This is a genomic window from Marinobacter sp. V032 (assembly GCF_052645435.1).
In genome coordinates this window covers 629,225-651,762 of record NZ_JBQXYE010000001.1, presented here as the reverse complement: position 1 = coordinate 651,762, position 22,538 = coordinate 629,225, and the positions used below count along the sequence as shown (strand labels likewise).

Annotated in this window: 20 protein-coding genes and 1 riboswitch; of the genes, 2 read left to right on the top strand and 18 right to left on the bottom strand. The window is 55.2% G+C overall.

The genetic code is table 11. The features are described 5' to 3' along the window. Positions 1 to 58: 58 nt before the first annotated feature. The 12 genes from ACUN9X_RS03010 to ACUN9X_RS02955 all read right to left on the bottom strand — a co-directional run bounded on the left by ACUN9X_RS03010 (position 59) and on the right by ACUN9X_RS02955 (position 11,754). Positions 59 to 1,207: a TAXI family TRAP transporter solute-binding subunit gene (locus tag ACUN9X_RS03010; protein ID WP_260038751.1), complete on the bottom strand. Its 1,149-nt coding sequence runs from the start codon at positions 1,205 to 1,207 to the stop codon at positions 59 to 61. Positions 1,208 to 1,677: 470 nt separating this feature from the next. Continuing rightward, on the bottom strand, positions 1,678 to 2,481 hold the full coding sequence (locus ACUN9X_RS03005; RefSeq protein ID WP_260038754.1) for an IclR family transcriptional regulator: 804 nt from the start codon (positions 2,479 to 2,481) through the stop codon (positions 1,678 to 1,680). Between the two features lie 172 nt (positions 2,482 to 2,653). After that, positions 2,654 to 3,385, bottom strand: a complete 732-nt coding sequence (locus ACUN9X_RS03000; RefSeq protein ID WP_445472146.1) for a class I SAM-dependent methyltransferase — start codon at positions 3,383 to 3,385, stop codon at positions 2,654 to 2,656. Positions 3,386 to 3,395: 10 nt separating this feature from the next. Next, the gene (locus ACUN9X_RS02995) at positions 3,396 to 3,833 is read right to left on the bottom strand and encodes a hypothetical protein (RefSeq protein ID WP_445472145.1); all 438 of its coding nucleotides are present in this window, start codon (positions 3,831 to 3,833) and stop codon (positions 3,396 to 3,398) included. 143 nt (positions 3,834 to 3,976) lie between these two features. Then, positions 3,977 to 4,879, bottom strand: coding sequence for a GGDEF domain-containing protein (locus tag ACUN9X_RS02990; RefSeq protein WP_445472144.1), 903 nt, complete (start codon positions 4,877 to 4,879; stop codon positions 3,977 to 3,979). A 178-nt stretch (positions 4,880 to 5,057) separates the two neighbouring features. Next, positions 5,058 to 5,933 carry a class A beta-lactamase gene (gene bla, locus ACUN9X_RS02985; RefSeq protein ID WP_445473171.1) on the bottom strand — a complete coding sequence of 292 codons (876 nt, stop codon included), beginning with the start codon at positions 5,931 to 5,933 and terminating at the stop codon, positions 5,058 to 5,060. 241 nt (positions 5,934 to 6,174) lie between these two features. After that, the gene (locus ACUN9X_RS02980) at positions 6,175 to 6,468 is read right to left on the bottom strand and encodes a hypothetical protein (protein WP_445472143.1); all 294 of its coding nucleotides are present in this window, start codon (positions 6,466 to 6,468) and stop codon (positions 6,175 to 6,177) included. Between the two features lie 547 nt (positions 6,469 to 7,015). After that, the gene (locus tag ACUN9X_RS02975; RefSeq protein WP_445472142.1) at positions 7,016 to 7,240 is read right to left on the bottom strand and encodes an addiction module protein; all 225 of its coding nucleotides are present in this window, start codon (positions 7,238 to 7,240) and stop codon (positions 7,016 to 7,018) included. Positions 7,241 to 7,394: 154 nt separating this feature from the next. Next, positions 7,395 to 8,756, bottom strand: a complete 1,362-nt coding sequence (gene ltrA, locus ACUN9X_RS02970; protein ID WP_445472141.1) for a group II intron reverse transcriptase/maturase — start codon at positions 8,754 to 8,756, stop codon at positions 7,395 to 7,397. A gap of 479 nt (positions 8,757 to 9,235) precedes the next feature. Then, positions 9,236 to 9,556, bottom strand: a complete 321-nt coding sequence (locus ACUN9X_RS02965; protein ID WP_260039120.1) for a hypothetical protein — start codon at positions 9,554 to 9,556, stop codon at positions 9,236 to 9,238. A gap of 208 nt (positions 9,557 to 9,764) precedes the next feature. After that, positions 9,765 to 11,336: a transposase gene (locus ACUN9X_RS02960; RefSeq protein WP_445472140.1), complete on the bottom strand. Its 1,572-nt coding sequence runs from the start codon at positions 11,334 to 11,336 to the stop codon at positions 9,765 to 9,767. A 148-nt stretch (positions 11,337 to 11,484) separates the two neighbouring features. Beyond that, positions 11,485 to 11,754: a hypothetical protein gene (locus tag ACUN9X_RS02955; RefSeq protein ID WP_445472139.1), complete on the bottom strand. Its 270-nt coding sequence runs from the start codon at positions 11,752 to 11,754 to the stop codon at positions 11,485 to 11,487. A gap of 234 nt (positions 11,755 to 11,988) precedes the next feature. Here ACUN9X_RS02955 and ACUN9X_RS02950 point away from each other — a divergent pair, with 234 nt between their 5' ends. Continuing rightward, a complete protein-coding gene (locus ACUN9X_RS02950) occupies positions 11,989 to 12,954 on the top strand; it encodes an integron integrase (RefSeq protein ID WP_260039121.1) in 966 nt (321 codons plus the stop codon). Between the two features lie 14 nt (positions 12,955 to 12,968). On the opposite strand, the gene ACUN9X_RS02945 is transcribed toward ACUN9X_RS02950, so the two are convergent. Both ACUN9X_RS02945 and ACUN9X_RS02940 read right to left on the bottom strand, forming a co-directional pair. Further along, on the bottom strand, positions 12,969 to 14,042 hold the full coding sequence (locus ACUN9X_RS02945; protein WP_445472138.1) for a ribonucleotide-diphosphate reductase subunit beta: 1,074 nt from the start codon (positions 14,040 to 14,042) through the stop codon (positions 12,969 to 12,971). A gap of 75 nt (positions 14,043 to 14,117) precedes the next feature. Next, positions 14,118 to 16,895 carry a ribonucleoside-diphosphate reductase subunit alpha gene (locus ACUN9X_RS02940; protein WP_445472137.1) on the bottom strand — a complete coding sequence of 926 codons (2,778 nt, stop codon included), beginning with the start codon at positions 16,893 to 16,895 and terminating at the stop codon, positions 14,118 to 14,120. A 139-nt stretch (positions 16,896 to 17,034) separates the two neighbouring features. Then, positions 17,035 to 17,298, bottom strand: a riboswitch (cobalamin riboswitch). 130 nt (positions 17,299 to 17,428) lie between these two features. Between ACUN9X_RS02940 and ACUN9X_RS02935 the strand changes: the two genes are divergently transcribed. Next, positions 17,429 to 18,160, top strand: a complete 732-nt coding sequence (locus ACUN9X_RS02935; protein WP_445472136.1) for a DUF3047 domain-containing protein — start codon at positions 17,429 to 17,431, stop codon at positions 18,158 to 18,160. A gap of 17 nt (positions 18,161 to 18,177) precedes the next feature. Here ACUN9X_RS02935 and ACUN9X_RS02930 read toward each other — a convergent pair whose 3' ends face one another. The 4 genes from ACUN9X_RS02930 to ACUN9X_RS02915 all read right to left on the bottom strand — a co-directional run bounded on the left by ACUN9X_RS02930 (position 18,178) and on the right by ACUN9X_RS02915 (position 22,536). Next, entirely contained in the window at positions 18,178 to 18,963 is a 786-nt protein-coding gene (locus ACUN9X_RS02930) for a substrate-binding periplasmic protein (protein WP_445472135.1), read from the bottom strand. Between the two features lie 81 nt (positions 18,964 to 19,044). Further along, on the bottom strand, positions 19,045 to 19,893 hold the full coding sequence (locus ACUN9X_RS02925; RefSeq protein WP_445472134.1) for a substrate-binding periplasmic protein: 849 nt from the start codon (positions 19,891 to 19,893) through the stop codon (positions 19,045 to 19,047). 199 nt (positions 19,894 to 20,092) lie between these two features. Continuing rightward, the gene (locus ACUN9X_RS02920) at positions 20,093 to 20,974 is read right to left on the bottom strand and encodes a universal stress protein (RefSeq protein ID WP_260039126.1); all 882 of its coding nucleotides are present in this window, start codon (positions 20,972 to 20,974) and stop codon (positions 20,093 to 20,095) included. Between the two features lie 74 nt (positions 20,975 to 21,048). After that, positions 21,049 to 22,536: a SulP family inorganic anion transporter gene (locus tag ACUN9X_RS02915; RefSeq protein WP_445472133.1), complete on the bottom strand. Its 1,488-nt coding sequence runs from the start codon at positions 22,534 to 22,536 to the stop codon at positions 21,049 to 21,051. Between the last annotated feature and the right edge of the window lie 2 nt (positions 22,537 to 22,538).

Sequence of the window (22,538 nt, the reverse complement as noted above, 5' to 3'; positions counted from 1 at the left end):
TACACGGGGCCAGAAGGCTCGCGTGTATAGCAATGGGGTCAAATCAGGATCGGAAAGATCAGAGCGACTGGAGAGCCTGGGTGCGGTACTTCTCCCAGATTTTGGCAAACTCTTCGTCGCTTTTGCCTTCACCTTCAGCAACGGCTTTGGGCCAGGCATCGCGCAGCGCTTTCAGGCGCGCCAGACGCTCGTTGTTCCAGGTATCGAACTGGTCAGTCCAGATGCCTTTTTCCTTCAGGTAGCGGATAGCACCAGGATGGAAGGGAACATCTGCAGCCGGGGTGCCCGACTTGTCCAGACGCCAGCGCTTCATTACCGACGTTGCGTCCTTGTAGATATCGTAGGTTTCGTCCAGCGCCTTGATGAAGGCGTACACCTGGTCATCATTCATATCCGCGCGCACAACAATCATCGGATAGCGATAAGCCAGAATATCGACCGGGTTTTCTTCACTGATACCCGCACCGATGGTTTCCTTGTACGGCTGAAAGAAAGGCGCCACTTCTTTCAGACGCTTCCAGCCTTCTTTGTTGTCGGCCGGCACTTCAAGCCAGTGAATACCGCGTGGCGACTGGTCCAGCTCGTACAGATGGCTCGGTGTAGTAGAGGTGCAGCTGGCATCCGCTTCGTTGCGGGTCAGCGAGCTCATGGTGCTGGCGTAAGTCGGGAACATGATCGCGTCAACGTCATCCCGGGTCAGCCCGGCAAATGCCAGAAAGGCATCGCATTTCACGTTAATCGAATCGTTACCCGCGACGTACGCAAAACGCTGTCCCTTGAGGTCTTCCAGAGATTTGATGTTGGCATCCGCCGCAGTGAATACACCAAATGACGACGGTCGACCGGCGATAACCCGCAAGTCCTGAGGCCCCCAGCGACGGGTCGCAAAGTCATAAACGCCTTCGGACGCGAAGAAAGTCTCTGTTGCCAGGAAGCTGAAATCAGCCCGCTTGCTGATCAGCGGCTGCAGACGACCAATAGCAGAACCTGAAGGCTGGATACGAATACGGGTACCAAACTTTTTACCAAAGGCATCGGCGATCGCGGATGCCTCAGCGTAACCCGCCGAGCCCACGTCATAGGATGACCAGGTCATGGAGCGCGGCAGTTCGGTGTCGTCTGCCAGAGCGGCAGAGCTGAAGCCCAGTGCGAGTGCTGCAGTCACAGCAGAGGCGGCTGAACGAAAAGAGGTGGACGTGCGAAACATGGTCTTTCTCCGGGCTGTTTTTATTTTGGCTGTATGTTCAGACCAACGAGCGCTGCGTTGCGGTCGCGTGTTCGACCTCAACGCCCCATCGCTGAACGACAAAAAAACCCACGGCCCGGGGAATAAATTGAAACCTCCCTAGCCGCGCCTTGGAGAAAATTAGTGCCAAACACCTACCCACGTCAATCCATTTTTCCCAAATTGCACAATTATTTTACTGCATATCGAGAAAATTAGATTAAACAACTAAGCCGAAAAACCTTATTTTTTGCAATTTATTTCATATAAAACAGTAGCTTATTATTTTTAAGATGAACGGGAAGGCATTATAAATAGAGAAATAAGGGTTCGCAAAAAAATACCAGCGTTTCGCTATGCAGAACAACAAAACAGAAAACAGATGGGGAAACGTGCGGGGGAGCTCAGTCGTGACCCACCGAAAGGCAGGCCACCAGAACCCGATTCAGTTGTCAGGCGGGCGAGACTTCCCGGGATAACCAGCGACTGATCTCTTCCCGGATCACATTGACCACCAACTCTCTGCGATCTGCGCTCATGCGTGAGGCGACCGACGCCACGCTGATCGCCACGTGATGCTGGATATCCGGAACCTGGAACGCGATGCCCAGAGCCGCAACTTCCGGCACGATACGGCCATTATTGAAGACGAACCCCTGACGCCGGCTCAGCGCCAGACCTTCAGCAACCTCATCCCGGGTTATGCCTGAATATTGTTCATAACGGCCGTCATTGGTGTTTACCATCCGGTCACCTTCCGCAACGGGCAACGCGGCCAGCAAGGCCATTGCCCCCGCACCAATACCCAACGGCCTGCGCGCTCCGGCAGTCAGCGTATTGGCACTGACCGGATAACTGCCTTCAGCAACATCGATGCACAGAGAATCCCGACTGGAACGAATCGACAGATAGGTCGACTCCTCGGAACGACGGGCAATCGCAAGAATCATCGGCCGCAACCGATGGCGTAGTTGTAAATCCGGAGCAACCGCCTGGGCAGATTCGGCAATTTGCAACAACTCGAACCCCACATGATAGGTTTTCGCATAGGGATCAAAGGTCAGTAAACCTTCATGGGCCAGTGCGGTCAGCAACCTGTGCGTGGTCGCCGTATTCATGTCAATCTCGCGGGCAATACGCGACAGTGTTCCGCCGGTAGGAAAGACGTTGGCAACGGTTCGCAGCAGCAACGACGCCTTTGCCAGAGTGGTACTTGAAGCAGGCCGGACGGGTGATTTTTGTTTTTCCACGGGCATAGATAAACCTGATAATAAAAACATTCAGCGGCGACGATCAGCCGCCAGACAGCCGCAACTTTACTGCATATTGATAAATTTATCTCAATTAATGGATAAATCGCCTTGGATTTGAGCTCGCCGGAGATGCGCGTATTCGTTTTATATGGCTTCTATCAGCCGGTCTACAGCCTTACGCCTTTACCGCTCGCAGTATCAGCATCATCGGTCGCCGAAGCTCATCTTCCCATCCCTTTTCCTTGACCATTTCCATTGGTGGAGCAGGTTCAACCAGCGATTCCACCGAGAACCCGGCTGCCAGCAGTGCCTTAAAATGACTTTCCACGGTGCGATGGTATTTGACGACATCAGCGCCCAAAAACGCCGTTGTCCTTTGCCCTTCATGGAAATAATTATCGACCGGCCAATGGGCTATCTGCCCATCAGCATCGTAGCTCCAGTCCTGCTGTTCCCGTGAAGTGAAGAGCGGATGCTCGACCGAATAACAGAACGTTCCGCCCGAAGCGAGCAGCTCTGCGGCTTTGGCAAAAACGGGACCGAGATCGCGAACGTAGTGCAGCGCGAGTGAGCTCAGGATAATATCGAACGAGCCGGGAGCGGCCTCGAAATCCTCTATGGCCGTTTGTTCGTATCGGACATTTCCGGCATGGGTCAGCTCGATGGCCCTTTCAATCATCTTCGCCGAAATATCAATCCCGACGACCTCTGATGCGCCATGCTCGTATGCAAACTGGCAGTGCCAGCCGTAGCCGCACCCCAGATCAAGCACCCGTTTTCCCCGAAAGTCCGGAAGCGTTTCACGAAGCGCCTGCCATTCGCCAGACGCAGCGAGCCCGTCAATAGAACGAGGCATTTTTGCGTATTCTGTGAAAAATGTCGGATCGTCGTATTTATTTTGCTTCATCGTAATCCCTCTACAAGATCGACCATGCGCTCACCGTACCGATCAGGTGGCACACGCCAATGACCAGACAAACCGCAGAACTCCAGAGCCAGAAGCCTGTGCTGTTTTGCACAATATGAGGATGGTCAGATATGAAAGGAGCGATCAACCCGCCTAATCCCCGGGCCAGATAAACCGTCGTGATGCCAACTAAAGCCAGCTTGAGCAAAGGCATGCCAGGCAAAATGCCTGCTCCAGACCATGCATAAACGCCCCAGACCACCAGCACCACGGCAATGCAAAAGGTAATAATTGCCGGTTTTGGTGAACCTCGTTCCGCCATCCGAGCCATCGCTTCTCCGGCCCCGAACAGACGGTACCAGCGGGGACCGCCGAGAATAACGCCGATATGTAAGGCCGCCGCCAGAAAGCTGAAACACCCGGCAAAAAACAAATAGTCCATATTCATGAGTGAACGTCCCTGTGACTCAACAGACTTAACATCAAAGACATTAACGCGTTTGGTATGCCCGGTTCGATTGAAATCCGTTAGTCCTGAGCAAAGCGAAATGTTTGAGGTTTTCCCTTTTTGCGAAGATCACGCATGCCGGATCAAGCTGCAATGACCCGGTTTTTGCCATCTCGCTTCGCTTCATACAAAGCATCATCTGCACGCTTCAAGGTGCCTTCATACGACCGGTCCTCCGCCATCATGGTGGCGACACCGATGCTGACCGTTACGGCGATGCCACCCGTTGAGAACCGGCTCAATTCACTCGTGAAGCGCTCACGCAGCCGGTCGGCAAATTGCACCGCATGCTCTCGTTCAATATTCGGCAAAGCGATAACAAACTCATCCCCACCAAAGCGACAAGCGGTATCGGTTTTTCTCAGTTCTAATCGACAAATATCGCCAACAGCCCGAATGATCTCATCACCCGCGTGATGGCCCAGGGTGTCGTTAATATTCTTCAGGTTGTCTAGATCAAACATCAAAATGGATGTCGGTATCGAGTGCCGCTCAAAGGTCTCAACATGAAGCGCCAGGTCGCGCTCCAGCTTTCTGCGGTTAGAAAGCCCTGTGAGCTGGTCCGTGTCGCTGAGCTCGCGGAGTTTGATTTCCATTTCGTGTCGCTCTGAAATATTGCTCGCGACCCAGAGCACCACCGCCTCATCATCAACCAGAAAATCGAGAGCCTGGATGCGCCCCTCGAACCAGATGGGTTGCTCGGGACCGTCCTCAGGTAACCCCTTTACGTCCCGGTTGCTCAGCTCGTACTCTTTGATCAGCAACTTGCCAGAGGCCAGCGCCAACTCAATCTGTTCGAGAAACCAAGCCGCCTTCTCGGTTGTCACCACGTCAGAGATATTCAAGCCGATGAGGCCACTGCCATCGTGGTAATAACGCGCATCGCGACCACCGAATACGGCCACATACTGGCCGCTGCGCGACAATATAAACGCCGGGTCAGGCAATGCCTCAAGTACAAAGGCCATCTGTTCAATACTGATCATAAACTCGCTCTGGGGATTGGCTCTGGGGAATCGAAGGCAGATCCACACCTCTCGCCATCATCCCCGTCGCCAGACCCCCTGGTCTACCAGTATTTGATGTAGTTTTGATTCGAAACTGCCTGTTCTCTGGCTAAACCATTCTTCAGGTTATGTTTTATCAATAGTCAGGGGTAATGCTTTATCGGCCTGATTTCACCGCCACCACTACGGCCTTGCCTATCTCAGCAATCGCCTCATTCCTCGACGGAAAAGAAGCATCCGTTTGCGTTATGTATAAAGCGACAATGATAGGCTCGCGCTCCGGCGGCCAAATGATGGCGGTTATCGATCGTGATCCAAAACCGCCAGCCCCGGTTCGGTCAGCCACAACCCAGCCTTCAGGTACAACAGCACGGAAAAGCCCATCCGCGACCTGGTTTCGCTCAAGCCAATCGCGTAATTGAACTCGGGATTCGGTGGATAACACGCCGCCTAACAACAAGCTCTGAAGGTTCTTCACCATCGCACTGGGAGTTGTTGTATCCCGCTGATCGCCCGGTGCCGCTTCATTAAGTTCCGTTTCCCAGCGATCAAGCCGAGTGACATCATCCTTCAAGAGCCTGGCGAAGGCCGTCACTTCCGCAGGCCCGCCTAAGGCTCGCAATATCAGGTTCGCTGCCGTGTTGTCGCTCATTGTCAGCGCAGCCTCACATAACGCCGCAAGGGTCATGGCCTGGCCGCCAACGAATGTTTCGGTGACCGGGGAGTAGGTCACGATATCCGACTTTGAGACGCTCACCTCCCTGTCAAGATTCTCCTCTCCTGCATCAACCCGGTGCAGCAAAGCGGCACAAGCCAGAGTTTTAAACGTACTGGACAACGGAAACCGCTGGTCGGCCTGGTACTCCCAGCGCTGGCCTGATTCGAGATCATAAGCAGCGAAACCCACATTCGCTTGAAGCTCGTTCGCGGTGAGGTCCACTGTGGCTATAAGCGCGCTATTGCCGTCAGCAAGTGCGATTGAGGGTAATAAAGTAAGAAAAAGACTGATAAAACAGTTTAAAAGCAGTTTCATTGAACTCATTCTCATCGGTTTCCGGAATAAAGGCATCGACCGCCCAAACGCATTACCCTTCCCTGGTGGATTTTCAACGCCCTCGGCTAAAAGATCTCGCAACTCGTATCGTCATTCCAGTGGACAAACGGGGACTTTGAAATGGCCTCCGTTTGAGGCTGGGGTGCGTCATGTTTATCGGGGTAAGTCCAGCGCCACGACAGTGGCCGCCGCTAGGCAGGGAACAAGCTTGAGCGATTTGTTAACCATTTGGGCTGACTCCAAGCGCGTATAAAACCGGAAAAACTTCTCCCAAAACCACAAGTGCAACGACGATGACACCGCCAATCAAAATAGCCTTTGCAGGATGTAGCCCCTCACCATCGGGGTTATCAGCCTCCCCCGGCATGTTTTCTGGAAGGTGGATGATCTCGCCGAAGATTCCGAGAGTAGCGACGATAATCAGCGCAAGAAAGTAACTTGCTGAGAAGACGTGAACGAGCACCAAAACTAGTGCGGTGATTAAGACTCCCTTCAACAGCAATGACTTTGCCATCCATGCCTTCAATATGGTTAACGAGGCTGTAGAAAAATCCCCGAGCCTTTTTTGATCGTGTTTCTACATTAAATCTGGGTGTGTTTTCGATGAATGACCGCTCCAGATTTCAAGAGTAGGCGCTATTTTTAGATTGTTTATTGATCTAGCTCAGGTCAAGAAAGATCGCTGACCTTTTTCTAAAGCCTCAACGCCCGGCTCACGCGCCGATTTGGAGCTACGAAGCGGCTGAAAAACGGTCGCTGTGCAGCCGATTGTTAAAGCCGGCCAAGCCAGTACTGCGGACGTCGCCGGTCATGGGCAACCGCCAGAACTTGAAAACCGTCAGGTTTCTCTCGGTAAACGATGGCTAGCGGAAATCTGTGAAGGGGCGCTCTACGAATATCTGGCTGCAACTCAACTCGCCAGGCTTTTGGTGACTCGCCAACTAAATTGGCCAGGGCCTCAAATTCCTCTATGAAGGCACCACCCAATCCCGGAACTTTTGATTCGTATTAACCAACTGATTCCAGGAATTCGGCTTCCGCTGCCGGGTGAAAAGAATAGTTCATTTGATCAGTGCTCTAGCCTTCCTCATGACATCTTCACCGGACACGGCCTGAACTGAACCATTATCGAGCTCTTCGCCTCTACGGCGGGCCTCAAGCAACCAATCGGACCTGAGTTCTTCTTCTGAGGGAGACTCCAGACTCAATACCAGTCGCTGGATCAATTCGGCTCGCTCCGATTTGGGAAGATGGAGCGCCTCGTCTTCAATTTTCTGGAGATTCATAGAAGAAACCTCTCGTTCGCGTATCGCTCAATTTTGACACGGATGGGTATCTGGTGCCACGACTCGGCTTTCCAGCTTTAATCGGGATAGGGAGGCACCTCACAGTGCCCCTCCTCCCACATCACCGGGCATACGGATCACGTACCACGGCGATTCAGTGACTTGATTCAACCCACTTCCGTGCTGCCAACTCTGGCAGCCCATAGTACCGGAAGGTTCGAGCCGGTAAGGCTTGCGACAGGGCCGGCGAATGACTCAACCGCCACGGGCCATGAGCCGATTTCGCGGTATTCCAGGCCAGTCTGACCGAGACACCCCGCTTTCTCAGCTCACGATAGCCTTTTCGACCCCATTGCTTCCACACGTAACTTCTCAATCTCCGCCGCAACCACTTGTCCAGATCCCGCAATGGGCTCAGTACTTCAGCAATGTCGAAGTACGCTTTCCAACCAAGCAGGGTATCTTCTAAGTCTGCGATCACCTGGGCCAGTGAGTGGCCCCGTGTACGGCGGCTCAGTTTTCGGATGCGGGCTTTTAACTGGTCGATGGCCTTGCTGGCCACTTTCAGTCGTTGCCCTTTCCGGCTGAGGATGAAGCCCAGGAAGCGGCGCTTCCAGGGACGGTCTACTGCACTCTTTCGTGTATTCACTGTGAGCTTCAGCGAGTCTTCGATAAAGCGCGTCAGATTCACCATGATGCGTTCGCCTGCACGGCGGCTGCCAACAAAGATCTGGCAGTCGTCCGCGTAGCGGGCGAAGCGCAGGCCGCGCCGGTCCAGTTCCCAATCCAGTTCATCCAACACCACGTTGGCCAATACCGGTGACAGTGGCCCGCCTTGCGGGACACCTTTCGGTGTCGGCACTTTGTGGTGGTCGAGCTGAACACCGGCTTTCAGATACCGGTGGATCAGCCTGAGCATCGGCTTGTCCGGACAGTGCCGTTTCAGCCGTGCCATCAGGCGATCGTGGTTCACCCGGTCAAAGAAGGCTTTGAGGTCCAGATCCACCACCCAGCTCTGGCCGTCCCGGGCACAGCCTTGTGCGTATCGCACGGGCTGGTGCGCTGAGCGGCCGGGTCGGAAACCATAGCTGTGGGGGTGAAATCGCGGCTCCCAGTCTTCCTGCACCACTTGGGCGATGGCCTGCTGGATAAAACGATCCAGCACGGTGGGAATACCCAGAGGACGAGAACCGCCGTTGGGTTTGGGAAGGGTGACCCGCCGAACCGGTTGCGGTCGGTAGGTCTGTCGGATCAACTGCTGCCTGATATGCGGCCACTGTTGGCGCAAATGCCCTGACAGTTGATCGACGGTCATGCCGTCGATGCCCTGCGCACCTTTGTTACGTCGTACCTGTTTCAGGGCGCGACTGAGGTTGTCCCTCCTCAGTACACGCGCCATCCACGGTGAGGGTTGAACGGAGTTCGACGCGGTCCGATTGCCAGGCTCGGGTTCATCCCCTGGCGACGCCAGGGGCAGCGAAAGCTGCTTGTCTGATGCATTCGCGATCCTCTGCACGGATGATCGACTCCTGTCTCTGTTCGGGCCTTCAGTTCACGGGTGAACCTACTATGCCCTCTGCTGACTTCTGCCACGCGATCAAAGGCGATCGCTCGCCTTTCAGTGGATCCCTCCACACATGACAGATCTCCCGGGGTAAGGCACAGAGCTTTCACGGCGTAGGCGCCCGATTTATAAAGCACATCCCGGTCGCAGATGGAGGGCTTAGCGGTCACGTGCCCGCTGGCCCCGGATGTGCCACACCTCGTCGGGTTCCTGTTCGTCGCCCCGCCGCTTTGGATTGGGCTTCCTCCAGCCCCCACCTCGCGATGACGCCCTTGCCCTTCTCCTAGCCTTCGGCTCTGCGAACACCTGGCAGGAGGACTTGCACCTCCCTAGTTCTGTGCCATGCCCGGCACACACGCTGAGCTAAGCGGCGGCCTGACAAGGCCGTCCGGTGGAGGCCCATTTGGGCCGCAACAAACTTGAGCGACTTGTTATAAGTCAAGGGCCTCTTCCTCTGCGGACAAGATTTTATCTTTTCGGCTAGCCTGCTCTTCCCATTTGGTAAGTAGCGCTTCGTAACGAACGGCCAATTCTTGCTGCTTGTCGAGAAGGGCATCGGTTTCTTCAGTTTGCCTGTCATAGTCGGCAATTTGACGCTCATAATCCTCTTGTTGCTGAGCGTAATCGGCGTCGAACGCCTGATAGTCGATTTTGAGATTCTCAAGCTCGTCATTGAGCCTGTCGAGCTCCCCACTGTTGTCAGAGCCACAACCTGACAAAGCGACTGCCCCGACCAGAACGAGATACTTCATTTGATACTCCTTTGCTTATAACGAGGCTGTAGAAAAACCCAATTCTGAGCCATTTTCACTCGCCATTTCAGTTGTTCTTTTGTTCATCCGTCATCGACGGATGCATGGGTTTATTCGGCGGCAGTGGCCACTTACTTCGGGTGGTCGCCGCTATGTCACCTATAGCGCATTCAGCGGCACCGTTTCGTGGATCTACAAGACCCACACCTCATGCGGCCATTTGTCCGTAATTCGCCAGCTTTTCAATATTATGCACCATGCAGTAGAGCTGCCACTGACCCTGTACTTTCTTTTTGCCTCTGAGGCTGAAGCGGTTCAGCTTTTTGTTGGTGCCGATATTGCCGAACACCGGTTCCACGACTGACATGCGATGGCTATAGATGGCTTTGCCTTGCGGGCTGTCGACGCGGTGCTTCATCCAGTCGGTGTAGTTGGGCTGGCGCTTGTTCTCGATGGTGAACGAGACCTGCCTTCCCGAGCCTTTCCGGTGGTCGGCAGAAGCCGGATTCTGCATGCACTGATGTTTCTTGGGGCAATGTCGGCACTGGAGAAGACGGCCTTCGAAGTGCACTCGGGTCTTGCCGTTCTCCGCTTCGCGTTGGCCTTGGTAACTGATGGTTTCGCCCGCCGGGCAGACACAGGTCATTGTCATCGGATCGAACTGGAACTCACTGGCGGGGATGACCTTTTTCCAGCTTGATGACGCTTTGTTCTGATGCCGCTTGCCGTATTTGTCTTTCTGTTGCGCGAACTTGGGATCGCGGCTGCGAAAGCGGTTGTCCGGGATGTAGCCGTTGATCTCTTGTTCGTACAGGTACTGCATGTTGGCTTCGTTGGCGAAGCCGGTGTCGGCGGTGACATTGGTGCCCGTTTGATAGATGTCGTCAGCGATGCCTAGCTTTTTATAGCGGTGCTGAACCGTCTCCAACACTGGCTTTAAGGTGTGGTGTTCCTGCCCTTCGCCGAAGGCCTGAGCATCGATGACGATCTGGTGTTTCTTGTCCACAGTGGCCACACCGTTATAGCCCTGAAGGGTGCCTTTGCTGGTGGTCATCTTGCCGCTTTCGTTATCGGTGATGTTGCTCTTCACTTCCTTGCGTCGTTTCCCCTGGCCCATCCTTGGGCTACTCGTCTTTAGGAAGCGGTCCACCTTTTTGAGGGACTCATCCAGGGAGAGTGTGGTTTTGGCTCGCCGGATATCCCGGTCCAGTTCGGCTTCGGTTTCTGCCTCATCCCGCTGGTGGTGTTCTTTGAGGTGGTACTGAATCAGACGTCGTAACTTGGTGCGCTTCTCGCCCAGTTCCTTGAAGGTGCCGGACCACTCTTTGGCGGCGTTGGAGGACATTTTGCAGCCGTCGATGGCGAACAGTTCGTTGCCTAGCAAACCCTGTTCGTGGCACACCAGCAGCACCTGCTCGAACAGTGCTTCGATCTCGTCTGCATGGCGGCTCACGAACGCAGCCAGGGTGGTGAAGTGCGGCACCGTATCGCAGGACAGGGCTTTGAAGATGATATTGGTCTCGCAACACCACTGGATCTCGCGACTGGAGGTGATGCCTTTGGAATAGGCGAACAGGATGATCTTCAGCAGGATGGCGGGATCGTAGGCAACGCGACCCGTGGCGTCGTTGTTGTACTTCGGGTCGAAAATGGTCAGGTCCAGCTTGTGTTCGATCAGATAATGCACCGCGTGTTCAAAGGTGCCGGGCTGGAGCTGTTCCTGGTAGTTGATCACGACCATGGCGTCCTGGTCGTAGTTGTAGTGCTTGAAACGAGGCATGCCGACGGCTCCTTGTCTGTTTGCCCAATGCTACCAAAACCAGTCTGATTTGGGGTTTTTCTACAGCCTCAACGCCTAAAACAGCGGCGGCCGGTACGGACGTCCAGCACAACTTGTTGTGCGTTGCTGCTTTTTCTTGTTATGTGTTTTAGCTGGATTTTAATTCTCGCTGACGTTTCCATAGTGGCCTTAACTTCGAAAACTCTACTGCCATGGTAAGAGCGCCTATTGCAATTACAGAATAGGACACAGTAGCATTACCTAGTATTGGAAGAAAACTACCACTTGTATCACCATCTAATACTGCTAGCCCGTAATAACCAAAACCTAAGAACATTGGGCCAGGCAAACAAACTAGGCGAATTAATAGGATACGTTTTTTAATGCCCTTTAATTCCTCAGATTCGACTTCATTCATACTATAAGTTTCGCTTTCTTGATCACATAACAGCAGTTAGACCGAATTCCACGTTAGTGCAGAAAAGTGCGTTCTCGATAACTCCACTTCCCTCTCACGTTTCACGGCATCAAGTCGTTTATTTATCAATATCTTAGCCAAGCTGTTACCAAACCGCCATGTATTCGTTTGACTTCCATCTTTCGCCCACACAATAATACTGTATAAATATACAGCAAAAGGAGATAAGCCAAATTGGACGGCATTCAACCTCAACCTCGCCTTCGTGATCAGGTTCGGGCGGTCATTCGAGTTAACCGGTACAGCATTCGTACCGAAAAATCCTACTGGTACTGGATTCGCTTTTTTATTCGGTTTCACCAGATGCGGCACCCCAAGGATATGGGGCCAAGTGAGGTGAACGAATTTCTCACGTGGCTAGCTGTCCATCGCAATGTGGCGGCGGCTACTCAAGCCTTGGCGCTGAATGCTTTGGTGTTCCTTTATTCCAAGGTGCTTGATGCACCTTTGGGCGAGATTGGGTCTGTTGTTCGCTCTAAAAAGCCCAAACGCCTGCCCGTCGTGCTCTCCCACGAAGAAGCCGTTAATGTCATTGGCAAACTGGGAGTGCCTTATCGGCTTCTTGCGTCGTTAATGTACGGCTCTGGCCTGCGGGTTACCGAAGCCTGTCGTTTACGGGTGAAGGATATCGATTTCAGTAATCAGATCATTATCGTTCGGGACGGAAAAGGCGCAAAAGACAGAACGACCCTTATGCCAGGTAGCCTGATCGCAGAGCTGGAGCGTCACATTGCCTGGATACGAAAGGCATGGAAGGAGAAGGACTTAGCCCTGCAAACACCGGTAAGCCTTCCATTTGCACTGGCTCGAAAGTATCCCGGTGCCGATATGTCACTGGATTGGCAATGGCTGTTTACGTCCCACAATCTAACTAAAAACGACTTCGGCAAGGTCGTTCGTCACCATATTCACACCAGCTCAGTCCAAAAGGCGGTTAGAGCCGCAGTCGCTGAATCCGGTCTAGGCAAGCCCGCCGGCTGTCACACCTTCAGGCACACCTTCGCCACAGAACTCCTGAAGCACGGGAACGATATTCGAACAGTGCAAGATCTTCTCGGCCATTCTGACCTGCGCACCACCCAAATCTACACCCATGTGCTGGGCCAGGGTTTTGCCGGGGTGCGCGGTCCGTTGGGTTGAGGGTCAGTAAGCGCTTACCACTCGAGCTGCGCTCCGGTCTGGTACTCGATCACTCTGGTTTCAAAGAAGTTTTTCTCTTTGCGCATGGTGGCCTGTTCGTCCAGCCAGGGTGAGACGTTTTTCGCGCCGGGAAAAGGTTCGTCCAGCCCGACAGTACGAGCGCGGCGGTTGGCGACGAAACGGAACTGCTCGGAATGGTAGTCCGCTGAATACCCCAGAATCGGGTCGCGCAGCACATAGTTAGCGTAGGCGCTTTCGGCAGCCTCGGACTCGTCCCACATGTCGCGCACCGCTTTGGGGTCGAGGGTGATGTTTTCTTCTTCGAGGATCTGGTTGACGACTTTGAGGCCGAAGGAAAAATGCATGGCCTCGTCGCGCAGGATGTACTGGAGTTGTTCGCCGGTGCCGCGCATCAGGCCGCGACGTTGCAGGGCGAATATCGGGCTGAAGCCGTTATAGAACCAGCAGCCCTCAAACACCGCAGCGAAAAACAGGTACGACATGACGAATTCCTGCAGGTCATCAGGATGACGCAGGTTCATGTCGGAACGCATGGCCGCATTGAGGCGGCGATTGGCAACCTGGATTTTCTGATTGATCTCCGGCACCACGCGGTAGCGGTTATAGATCTCGCTTTGGTCAAGGTTGAGGGTTTCGATGCAGTGCTGGTAGGTCCAGGTGTGCAGGGCTTCTTCGTACACCTGCCGGGCCTGGTAGATTTGCAGTTCCGGGGCGCTCATTTTCTCCATCACGGCCAACCCGATATTGCGCATGGCGATAATGTCGGAGGTGGTCAGGTAGGCCAGTACGTTTTCATAGATGTGTTTTTCCGGCGCGGACAGGCGGTGGTGATAGTCGTGGATGTCCTGGGACATGTTCACGTCCAGCGGCGTCCAGTGGTTCTTGTTGGCGTTCATGAAGTATTCCCACGCCCAGGGGTACTTGAACGGTGCCAGTTGGTTGATATCGGTAGTGCCGTTGATCACCCGCTTGTCGTCAACATTGACGGGGCGCGGGCCTTCGCTGGCAAGCGTGGTAGAAGCGTTGGACTCGGCGCTTGTTTGCGGTTCGTCATCCCAGTTCAGCATGGGGTTACTCCTGGATCTTGAATTCGTTGATCTGATTAGGGGCTTCAAAGCAGCCCCTGTCATAGAAGTCAGTACTTACTGACATGCCTCGCAATCAGGCTCATCTATCGAGCAAACCTGTGGGGCAGGCGCAGCAACCGGCGTCGATTTCTCCGCTCCGGTGGCCCCCAGCGATCGCAGGTAATAAGTGGTTTTCAAGCCCCGCTCCCATGCCAGTTGATACAGTTCGTCCAGCTTGCGACCGGACGGTTCCGCCATGTACAGGTTAAGGCTCTGGCCCTGATCCAGCCATTTCTGGCGACGCGAGGCGGCTTCCACCAGCCAGCGGGAATCCAGCTCAAATGCGGTGGCATACCGCGCCTTGATGTCCGCCGGTACGCGGTCGATCTGCTGCACTGAGCCGTCGTAGTATTTAAGATCGTTGACCATGACGTTGTCCCACAGGCCCAGCGCCTTCAGGTCGTTGACCAGCGAGGGATTGATCACCGTGAATTCGCCGGACAGGTTCGATTTCACAAACAGGTTCTGATACGCCGGTTCGATCGACTGGGACACGCCAACGATATTGGAAATGGTCGCGGTGGGTGCAATCGCCATAACGTTGGAATTGCGAATACCGTGTTCGCGGATCAGGTCGCGCACTGGCGCCCAATCCAAACGGCTTTCACTGTTGACGCTGAAGTCCTCTTCCCGGCGTGCGGCTTTCAGGTTGTTCAGCGAGTCAATCGGCAGAATGCCCTGTGACCAGAGCGAGCCTTCGTAGGTTGCGTAGGCACCGCGCTCTTTCGCCAGTTCGGCTGAAGCACGCAGGGCGAAATAGCTCAATTGCTCCATCGACAGGTCGGCAAATTCAACTGCTTCCGCGCTGGCATATGGCAGGCCAAGACGGTAAAGCGCGTCCTGAAAGCCCATCAGCCCCAACCCCACGGGCCGGTGATGCATGTTCGCCTCGCGCGCCTGCGGTACCGCGTAGAAGTTAATATCGATGACGTTATCGAGCATGCGCACGGCGGTGTTGACGGTGCGTTCCAGCCGCTGCACGTCCAGCTCCCCGTCGCGAATGTGGGCTGCGAGGTTCACTGAACCCAGGTTACAGACGGCGATTTCCTGTTCACTGGTATTCAGGGTGATTTCGGTACACAGGTTGGACGAATGCACCACGCCAGTGTGCTGCTGGGGCGAGCGCAGGTTGCAGGGATCTTTGAACGTGATCCAGGGATGGCCGGTTTCGAACAGCACGGTCAACATCTTCCGCCACAGCTGCTTCGCCGGGACAGTCTTGAACAGGCTGATTTCGCCCCGCTCGGCCTTGGCTTCGTATTCTTCATAACGGGTGCGGAACGCAGCACCGTACAGATCGTGCAGATCCGGCACGTCGTTAGGCGAGAACAGTGTCCAGTTGGCGTCGGCGCGCATCCGCTCCAGCAGTAGATCCGGCACCCAGTTGGCGGTGTTCATGTCGTGAGTGCGGCGGCGCTCGTCACCGGTGTTCTTGCGCAGCTCGAGAAATTCCTCGATATCCAGATGCCAGGATTCCAGATAGGCACAAACGGCGCCTTTACGTTTGCCTCCCTGGTTTACTGCGACGGCAGTGTCGTTGACCACCTTGAGAAAGGGCACTACGCCCTGGCTACGGCCATTGGTGCCTTTGATGTGGGCACCCAGCGATCGCACCGGCGTCCAGTCGTTACCCAGACCGCCCGCCCATTTCGATAGCAATGCGTTGTCCTTGATCGCGCCGTAAATGCCGTCGAGGTCATCGCTGACGGTGGTCAGGTAACAGGATGAGAGCTGTGAATGGCGGGTGCCGCTGTTAAATAGCGTAGGTGTGGATGCCATATAGTCGAATGACGACAGCAGCTCATAGAATTCGATAGCACGCGCATCCAGATCATCCTCGCGTAGCGACAACCCCATCGCGACCCGCATGAAGAATACCTGCGGCAATTCCAGGCGCTTGTCGTTCAGGTGGATAAAGTACCGGTCGTAGAGGGTTTGCAGCCCGAGGAAACTGAACTGGAGATCGCGTTCCGGCTTGAGGGCGGCGCCCAGCCGGTCGAGATCAAAATCCGCCAGCGCCGGGTCCAACAGCTCACGTTCAATACCCAGTGCGATAAAACGGGTCAGTGCCTGCGGGTAGACATCCACCAACGGCGTTTGCATGGGCAGTTCCAACACCCGGCCGGATTCCAGTCGCAGCTGTTCCAGCAGCAGGCGCGCGGTCACCGCGCTGTAGTCGGGCTCCTGTTCTATGCGGCCGCGCGCGGTCATGATGAGCGCGTTGAGGACGTCGTGTTCGGGGATACCGTCATACAGATTGCGCAGGGCATCGTCGACAATGGTGTCCGCATCAACGCCGTCCAGGCCAGCGCAGGCCTGTTCGACCTGATACTTCATCAGCCCCAGATCCAGCGGTGCGCTCTGTTTGTCCGCCAGCATAACTCTCAGGGTTGGGTGCTCTTCTACCGGCGCCAGTTGGGCGCGCTCCTGAGCGTGGGCTTCGCGATAGAGCACATAGGCGCGGGCGACTTTATGTGCTTCACCGCGCATCAGTTCAAGCTCGACCTGATCCTGAATATCTTCAATATGCACGGTGCCACCCGCCTGCAATCGCCGGCTCAGGGCGCTGATCACCTGCTGACTGACCTGGCGAACGGCGTCGTGGATATGGGCGGACCCGGCTGCCTTGTCGCCTTCTATCGCGAGAAAGGCTTTGGTGATGGCCACGTCAATTTTGCTGGCATCAAAATCAACGAGCTGGCCGTTGCGCTTGATCACCCGGAGTGAACTGATGGGCGCAGAATCGTGCGCCGTCTTTGTTGAGGCTGGGGCAGAAATAGCCGCACTGGGCATGATGAGTCTCCTGAGTACGCGTTTGAATTCCTTTCCTTCGCGTACGCAGGACGGCAGCCGGCCGTGAAAAAGTTCTCGGGCAGGATCCGTTATCTGCTCACCCTGAGTCGCGAAGGTGCAGTCGAATGGCGCCGTTTGCACGGGCCATACATTCCTGGCTGGTCTTCGGACTCAGGGGCATGCAGGCAAATGTGCCTGCGGCCTAACGTGACGACTTCCCGATTGCTCAGTGTCTGTGCCCGCACAGGTTGTTTTGGAAACGTTGTTTCGAGAACGTTTTTCCGAAAACTCTGTGCGGCACCGGTCACGCGCGTTCCCCAATACCGCTGCGCGTCAGTTCCGGAGTCTCACCGGATTCCCGCGGGAAGCGTGTTGCTTCCCCGCCACTCATCATCGCAGGATCGATTGATTACTCAATAATCACTACATATGGTGGCTGACCAAGAATAAAAACACTATATAGACCAGGTAGACGGGCAACAAGTAAAGTTTCAGAATGGCACGACAGATTCTGATTTCGCCCTGGAGCGTTTATGTCGTCACTTGTCCCCGTCTTTACCCTACTGCTATTGCTGCTGACGACACTGCCCGCGCCGGCCTGGGCGGAGGCGAGCGATCAGTCAGTCCCTCCCTTCTCCGCCATGACATCATTGGATGACGGATGGGCGCCGCTGGAATTTCCCAGTATCGACAAGCTCAGCCGCTACACACTGGTTGATGAAGACGGGGTTCAGGTGGTGCGGGCGGAAACCGATGGTGGTGCTTCAGGGCTGATTGCCAGGGTGTCGATTGTGCCGCGTGATCGGCTGATTCTGCGTTGGCGCTGGAAGGTCAGTGGGGTTTTCAAAGCGGGTGATGCGCGCAAAAAGTCCGGAGATGACTATCCTGCCCGCATCTACGTTGCCTTTCAGTTTGATCCGGACAGTGCCGGTTTCTTTGAGCGTGCCAAACGCAAAACAGCAGAGCTACTGTATGGCGATGCCCTGCCCGGTAACGCGCTGAACTATATCTGGGCCAATAAGCTGCCGGTCGGCGAGATCGTCACCAATCCGTTCACAGAGCAGACGATGATGATTGCCGTCACCAGCGGTGACGAAGAGGCGGGGCAATGGATCACTGTAGAGCGGGATATCGTGGCCGACTATAAGGCCGCATTCGGGGAGGCGCCGCCGGAGATCATGGGGATCGGAATTATGAGCGATTCAGACAATACCGGCGAATCGGCAACGGCTTGGTACGGCGATATCCTCGTCGAACACCCATAGCCGGGTGTTGCTGATCGCTAATCTTCGGGTGTTTCGGGATGTTCAGCAAGCGGGGCAAGGCGGTCATGCTGCAAGTGCCGCAACTGACCCGATGCGATCAATGACTGATAGGCCGCATCCAGCCGGTCAACGACACGCTGGGCATCCGGATGTTGGCGTGACACGACAAAAGCGCCACGTAGTTGATAGATAGGCGCGCCTTCAAGCGCCAGTTCCGGAAACTTTTGCTGCTCCGCGTATACGGGTTCGTCGTAATCGAGCAGGTAGTCGGCGCGCCCTAGCTGCATCATCGTCAGGGCAGCATGGTGATTGGGGGCTGCGGCTGTTTTCTCTGGATCAAGGTCAACATTGTCCAGCACATTGAGATAGGTGAAGCCGGCAATCAGCAGGAGTCGCTTGCCTTCAAGCTCCGACACTGAGGTAATATCCGGTACGCCTTTTTTGTGGAACGCCATCAACCGGATCGTCATGGGGCTGCTGGCGCTCTCGACAACCTTGTCTTTCAGCACCGGAAGATCGGCCACGCCCAACCATAAATCAATGTTGCCCTGCGCAAGATATCGGTACACCCGCGCGATCGGCAGCGATTTCCATTTGACGGCATAACCGGCCATTTCGGCAACCGCTTCCGTCATATCCACCCAGGGGCCTGCTGGCTCGCCACTTTCATCGGTATAGTTGAAGGGTGGGAATTCAATATAACCCACGCGCAACTCTGGCAGGCTCCTGGCCGCCACTGGCGCGGCAAGCAGCATGCCCGCCAGCCAAAAACAGATCAGTCGTCTTACCGGGGCAGCCGTCATGGCGCTTCCCTTATTACCTTTGAATCTGAACACAAACCAATCCGTAACATTGATAAGTTGCCCTTCCCAACACGGCTACCGTTACTCGCCAACGCCGGCGGGTGCTTGACGAACCAGACTCTCAGGGAAGCCCGGCAAAGTGCCCGGAGCGGGGCTGGAGAAGTCTGTCGAGTGGCCATCCCTTTCTCGCAAACGCTGATACGCGGCATCAAATTCATCACGGTATCGCACGGCGTCAGGTCTTTCCCGCGAGAAAATCCAGCCGGCGATCCGTTCACGCACAAACGAATGCTGTAATCCTTTGAAGCTGTCGTGCCCCGGCGTTGATTTGATTGGCTCCACATAATCGAGCAGGTAGTCCCCCCTGTCCCGCTGCAACATATCAAGGGCTGACCGATGATTGGTGGTATAGGTCAGTTCCACGTCATCCAGCCCCTTCAGATAGTTCGCAAGCCCGCCGTAGGTGTACCCCGAGATAAGAATCAGCCGTTTACCCCGCAGATCATCAAATTGGGTCAGCGGGGGGGTGTCGCCAAGAAACCAGGCCGCCAACTCTACCCGAATGGGGTGGCTGGCACTGACAATTACCTGCTTTTCGAGCATTGGAATACCCGTCAGTCCCGGCCAGACGTCAATCCGCCCTTGCTGCAGAAACAGGTAGATCCGGCTGATAGGCAGATAAACGAATTCGACGCGATAGCCCGCCTCTTCCGCTACTCTCTGGCTCAGCTCGATAAACGACCCGGCCGCTTCACCAGCGTCATTTTGATATTCATAGGGGGGAAACTCGACATAACCGATACGCAGCAATGGTTTTTCTGCCGCCGCGACAAATGCCGGTATCGACAGGACCATCAGCAACACGACGCATCGCACTCGCTGGTACGCTCGGTACCCGAAGCCGTTACACAACGAAAGAGATGCTGCCATTAAAAATGGCTCCAGGGAGTGAACTGCACAATTACGCCGTAGGTTCTGATTATTGTCATTGTGATTCAGAGCCTACCGCAAGCGCATAAAGTCAGGCTAGTAGAATTTTGTCTCACTGTGACGCTAATGCCCGGCGGCCTTTAAGCCGGCCACACCGGATCGCTTGCGTGCTGGCACGGGCAACCAGCACGCCATGCGTTTATCGCAGTATAACGAGCGGAGTGGTGCTGGTTTTCAACATGTTGGTGGTCGTGCTGCCCACCAGAAACTGGCGAATGCGAGAGTGTCCGTAAGCGCCCATTACCAGCAGATCAATCGCGTTTTCCTGTTGATAGCTGTGCAGCGTTTTTTCAACATCGCCCTCGCGGATTGCAAGATGAACTTCACAACCGCTCGCAGCCAAGGCTTTCTCGGCAGTGCGTAGTTGGTTCCAGCGTTCCTCCGATTCAGTCGCGACCATCACCAGATGCAACGGAAATGCCTTGAAGATCGGACTGCTGGCCAGCAGTTCAACACCCCGCATGGCGGTTTCACTGCCATCGAATGCCAGCATGGCGCTACGCGGTTCGGTGTATTCATCCGGCACCAGCAAAATCGGGCGATGCAATGTGCGAATGACGGTTTCAAGCTGACTGCCGATATGCACATCACGATCGGTACTGCTTTCGCCGTGCAGGCCCACCACCAGCAAACGGATGTCCGCTTCGATATCCAGCAGGCACTCGCCCAGATCACCATGGCGCTGACGCTGGACAATGGAGGTGACCCCATCGTCTGTCACCCGGCGTTCTGCAGCTTCGAGCATGTGCTTGCCTTGCTCCAGCGCCAGCTTGCTGCGCTGCTGGTCCAGTTCCGCCAGTTCTTCCAGCAGATGCTCGCGACTACCCAGCCCGATACTGCCGGCCAGATCCGGCTCAGTCGGATACCGGCCATGATCCAGTACATGGAACAGCATCAGCGAGGCTGCCAGACGCTGGCTGGCCCAGGCGGCGTAATCACACACCGCGGTGGTCGATCGGGAACCGTCGATACAGGCTACAACGTGGTTGGTGGCTGCCGGGGGCACGACGTCTTGGCTCATGTACACCTCGTTTCGGATCTTGTTTTAATCATTTGGCACCGGTCTATCATGCACCGACAGACCGGTGTCCGTCATTAGTGTCCGATCAGGCCATCGGCTGCTTCGGCTTTGTCGTGCACGCCAAAGCGGTCGACAATGGTGCTGCTTGCTTCATTCAGGCCGATCACTTCTACATCTGCCCCTTCACGGCGGAACTTGATCACGGCTTTGTCGAGCGCGCCCACAGCGGTTATATCCCAGAAGTGCGCCCGGCTGAGATCAATCACGACCTCATCCACCGCTTCCTTGAAATCAAACGACGACAGGAACTTTTCGGTGGAGCTGAAGAACACCTGGCCTACCACAGTGTAAACCCGCTTGCTGCCGGTTTCGTTGATCTCGGAGGTGACCGCCATGTAGTGCCCGATCTTGTTGGCGAAGAACAACGCAGCCAAGAGCACACCGGCAAACACACCCAGCGCCAGGTTATGAGTCGCCACCACCACAATTACCGTCACCAGCATGACGATATTGGTAGAAAGCGGATACTTGCGCAGGTTGCGCAGCGAATCCCAGCTGAAAGTACCGATGGAAACCATGATCATCACAGACACCAATGCTGCCATTGGGATCTGGACCAACCATTCGTCCAAAACCAGCACCATCACCAGCAGGAATACACCGGCGGTAAGGGTAGACAGGCGGGTGCGGCCACCGGATTTCACGTTAATGATCGACTGACCGATCATGGCGCAGCCAGCCATGCCCCCCAGCAGACCGGAACCAATGTTGGCGATGCCCTGACCTTTGCACTCGCGATTACGGTCGCTGGTGGTATCGGTCAGATCGTCCACAATCGTGGCCGTCATCAGCGATTCCAGCAGACCTACAACTGCCAACGGCAGAGAGTACGGCAGGATGATCCAGAGGGTTTCCAGAGTCATCGGTACATCTGGCCAGAGAAAAATCGGCAGCGTATCCGGCAGTTCCCCCATATCACCAACGGTGCGGACATCGATGTTGAGCACAATCGCTACAACGGTCAGCGAGACAATACAAATCAGCGGCGAAGGCAGCACTTTGCCGATGCGGGGAATCAACGGGAACAGGTAGATAATCCCCAGGCCTGCGGCCGTCATCGCATAAACATGCCAGGTAACATTCGTCAGCTCGGGTAACTGCGCCATGAAGATCAGAATCGCCAGGGCGTTCACAAAACCGGTGACTACCGAGCGCGAAACAAACCGCATCAGCGAACCCAGCTTCAGAAAACCGGCGGCAATCTGGATCACCCCGGTGAGCAGCGTCGCCGCCAGCAGATACTCAAGCCCGTGCTCTTTTACCAGCGTTACCATCAGCAGCGCCATTGCGCCGGTCGCCGCCGATATCATCCCCGGGCGTCCGCCGGCGAAGGCAATCACTACGGCGATACAGAAAGAGGCGTAGAGCCCGACCCGCGGATCAACACCGGCGATAATTGAAAAGGCAATCGCCTCCGGAATCAGTGCCAGAGCGACCACGACGCCCGCGAGAAGATCGCCACGGACATTGGAAAACCAGTTCTTCTTCAACGACAACAACATGA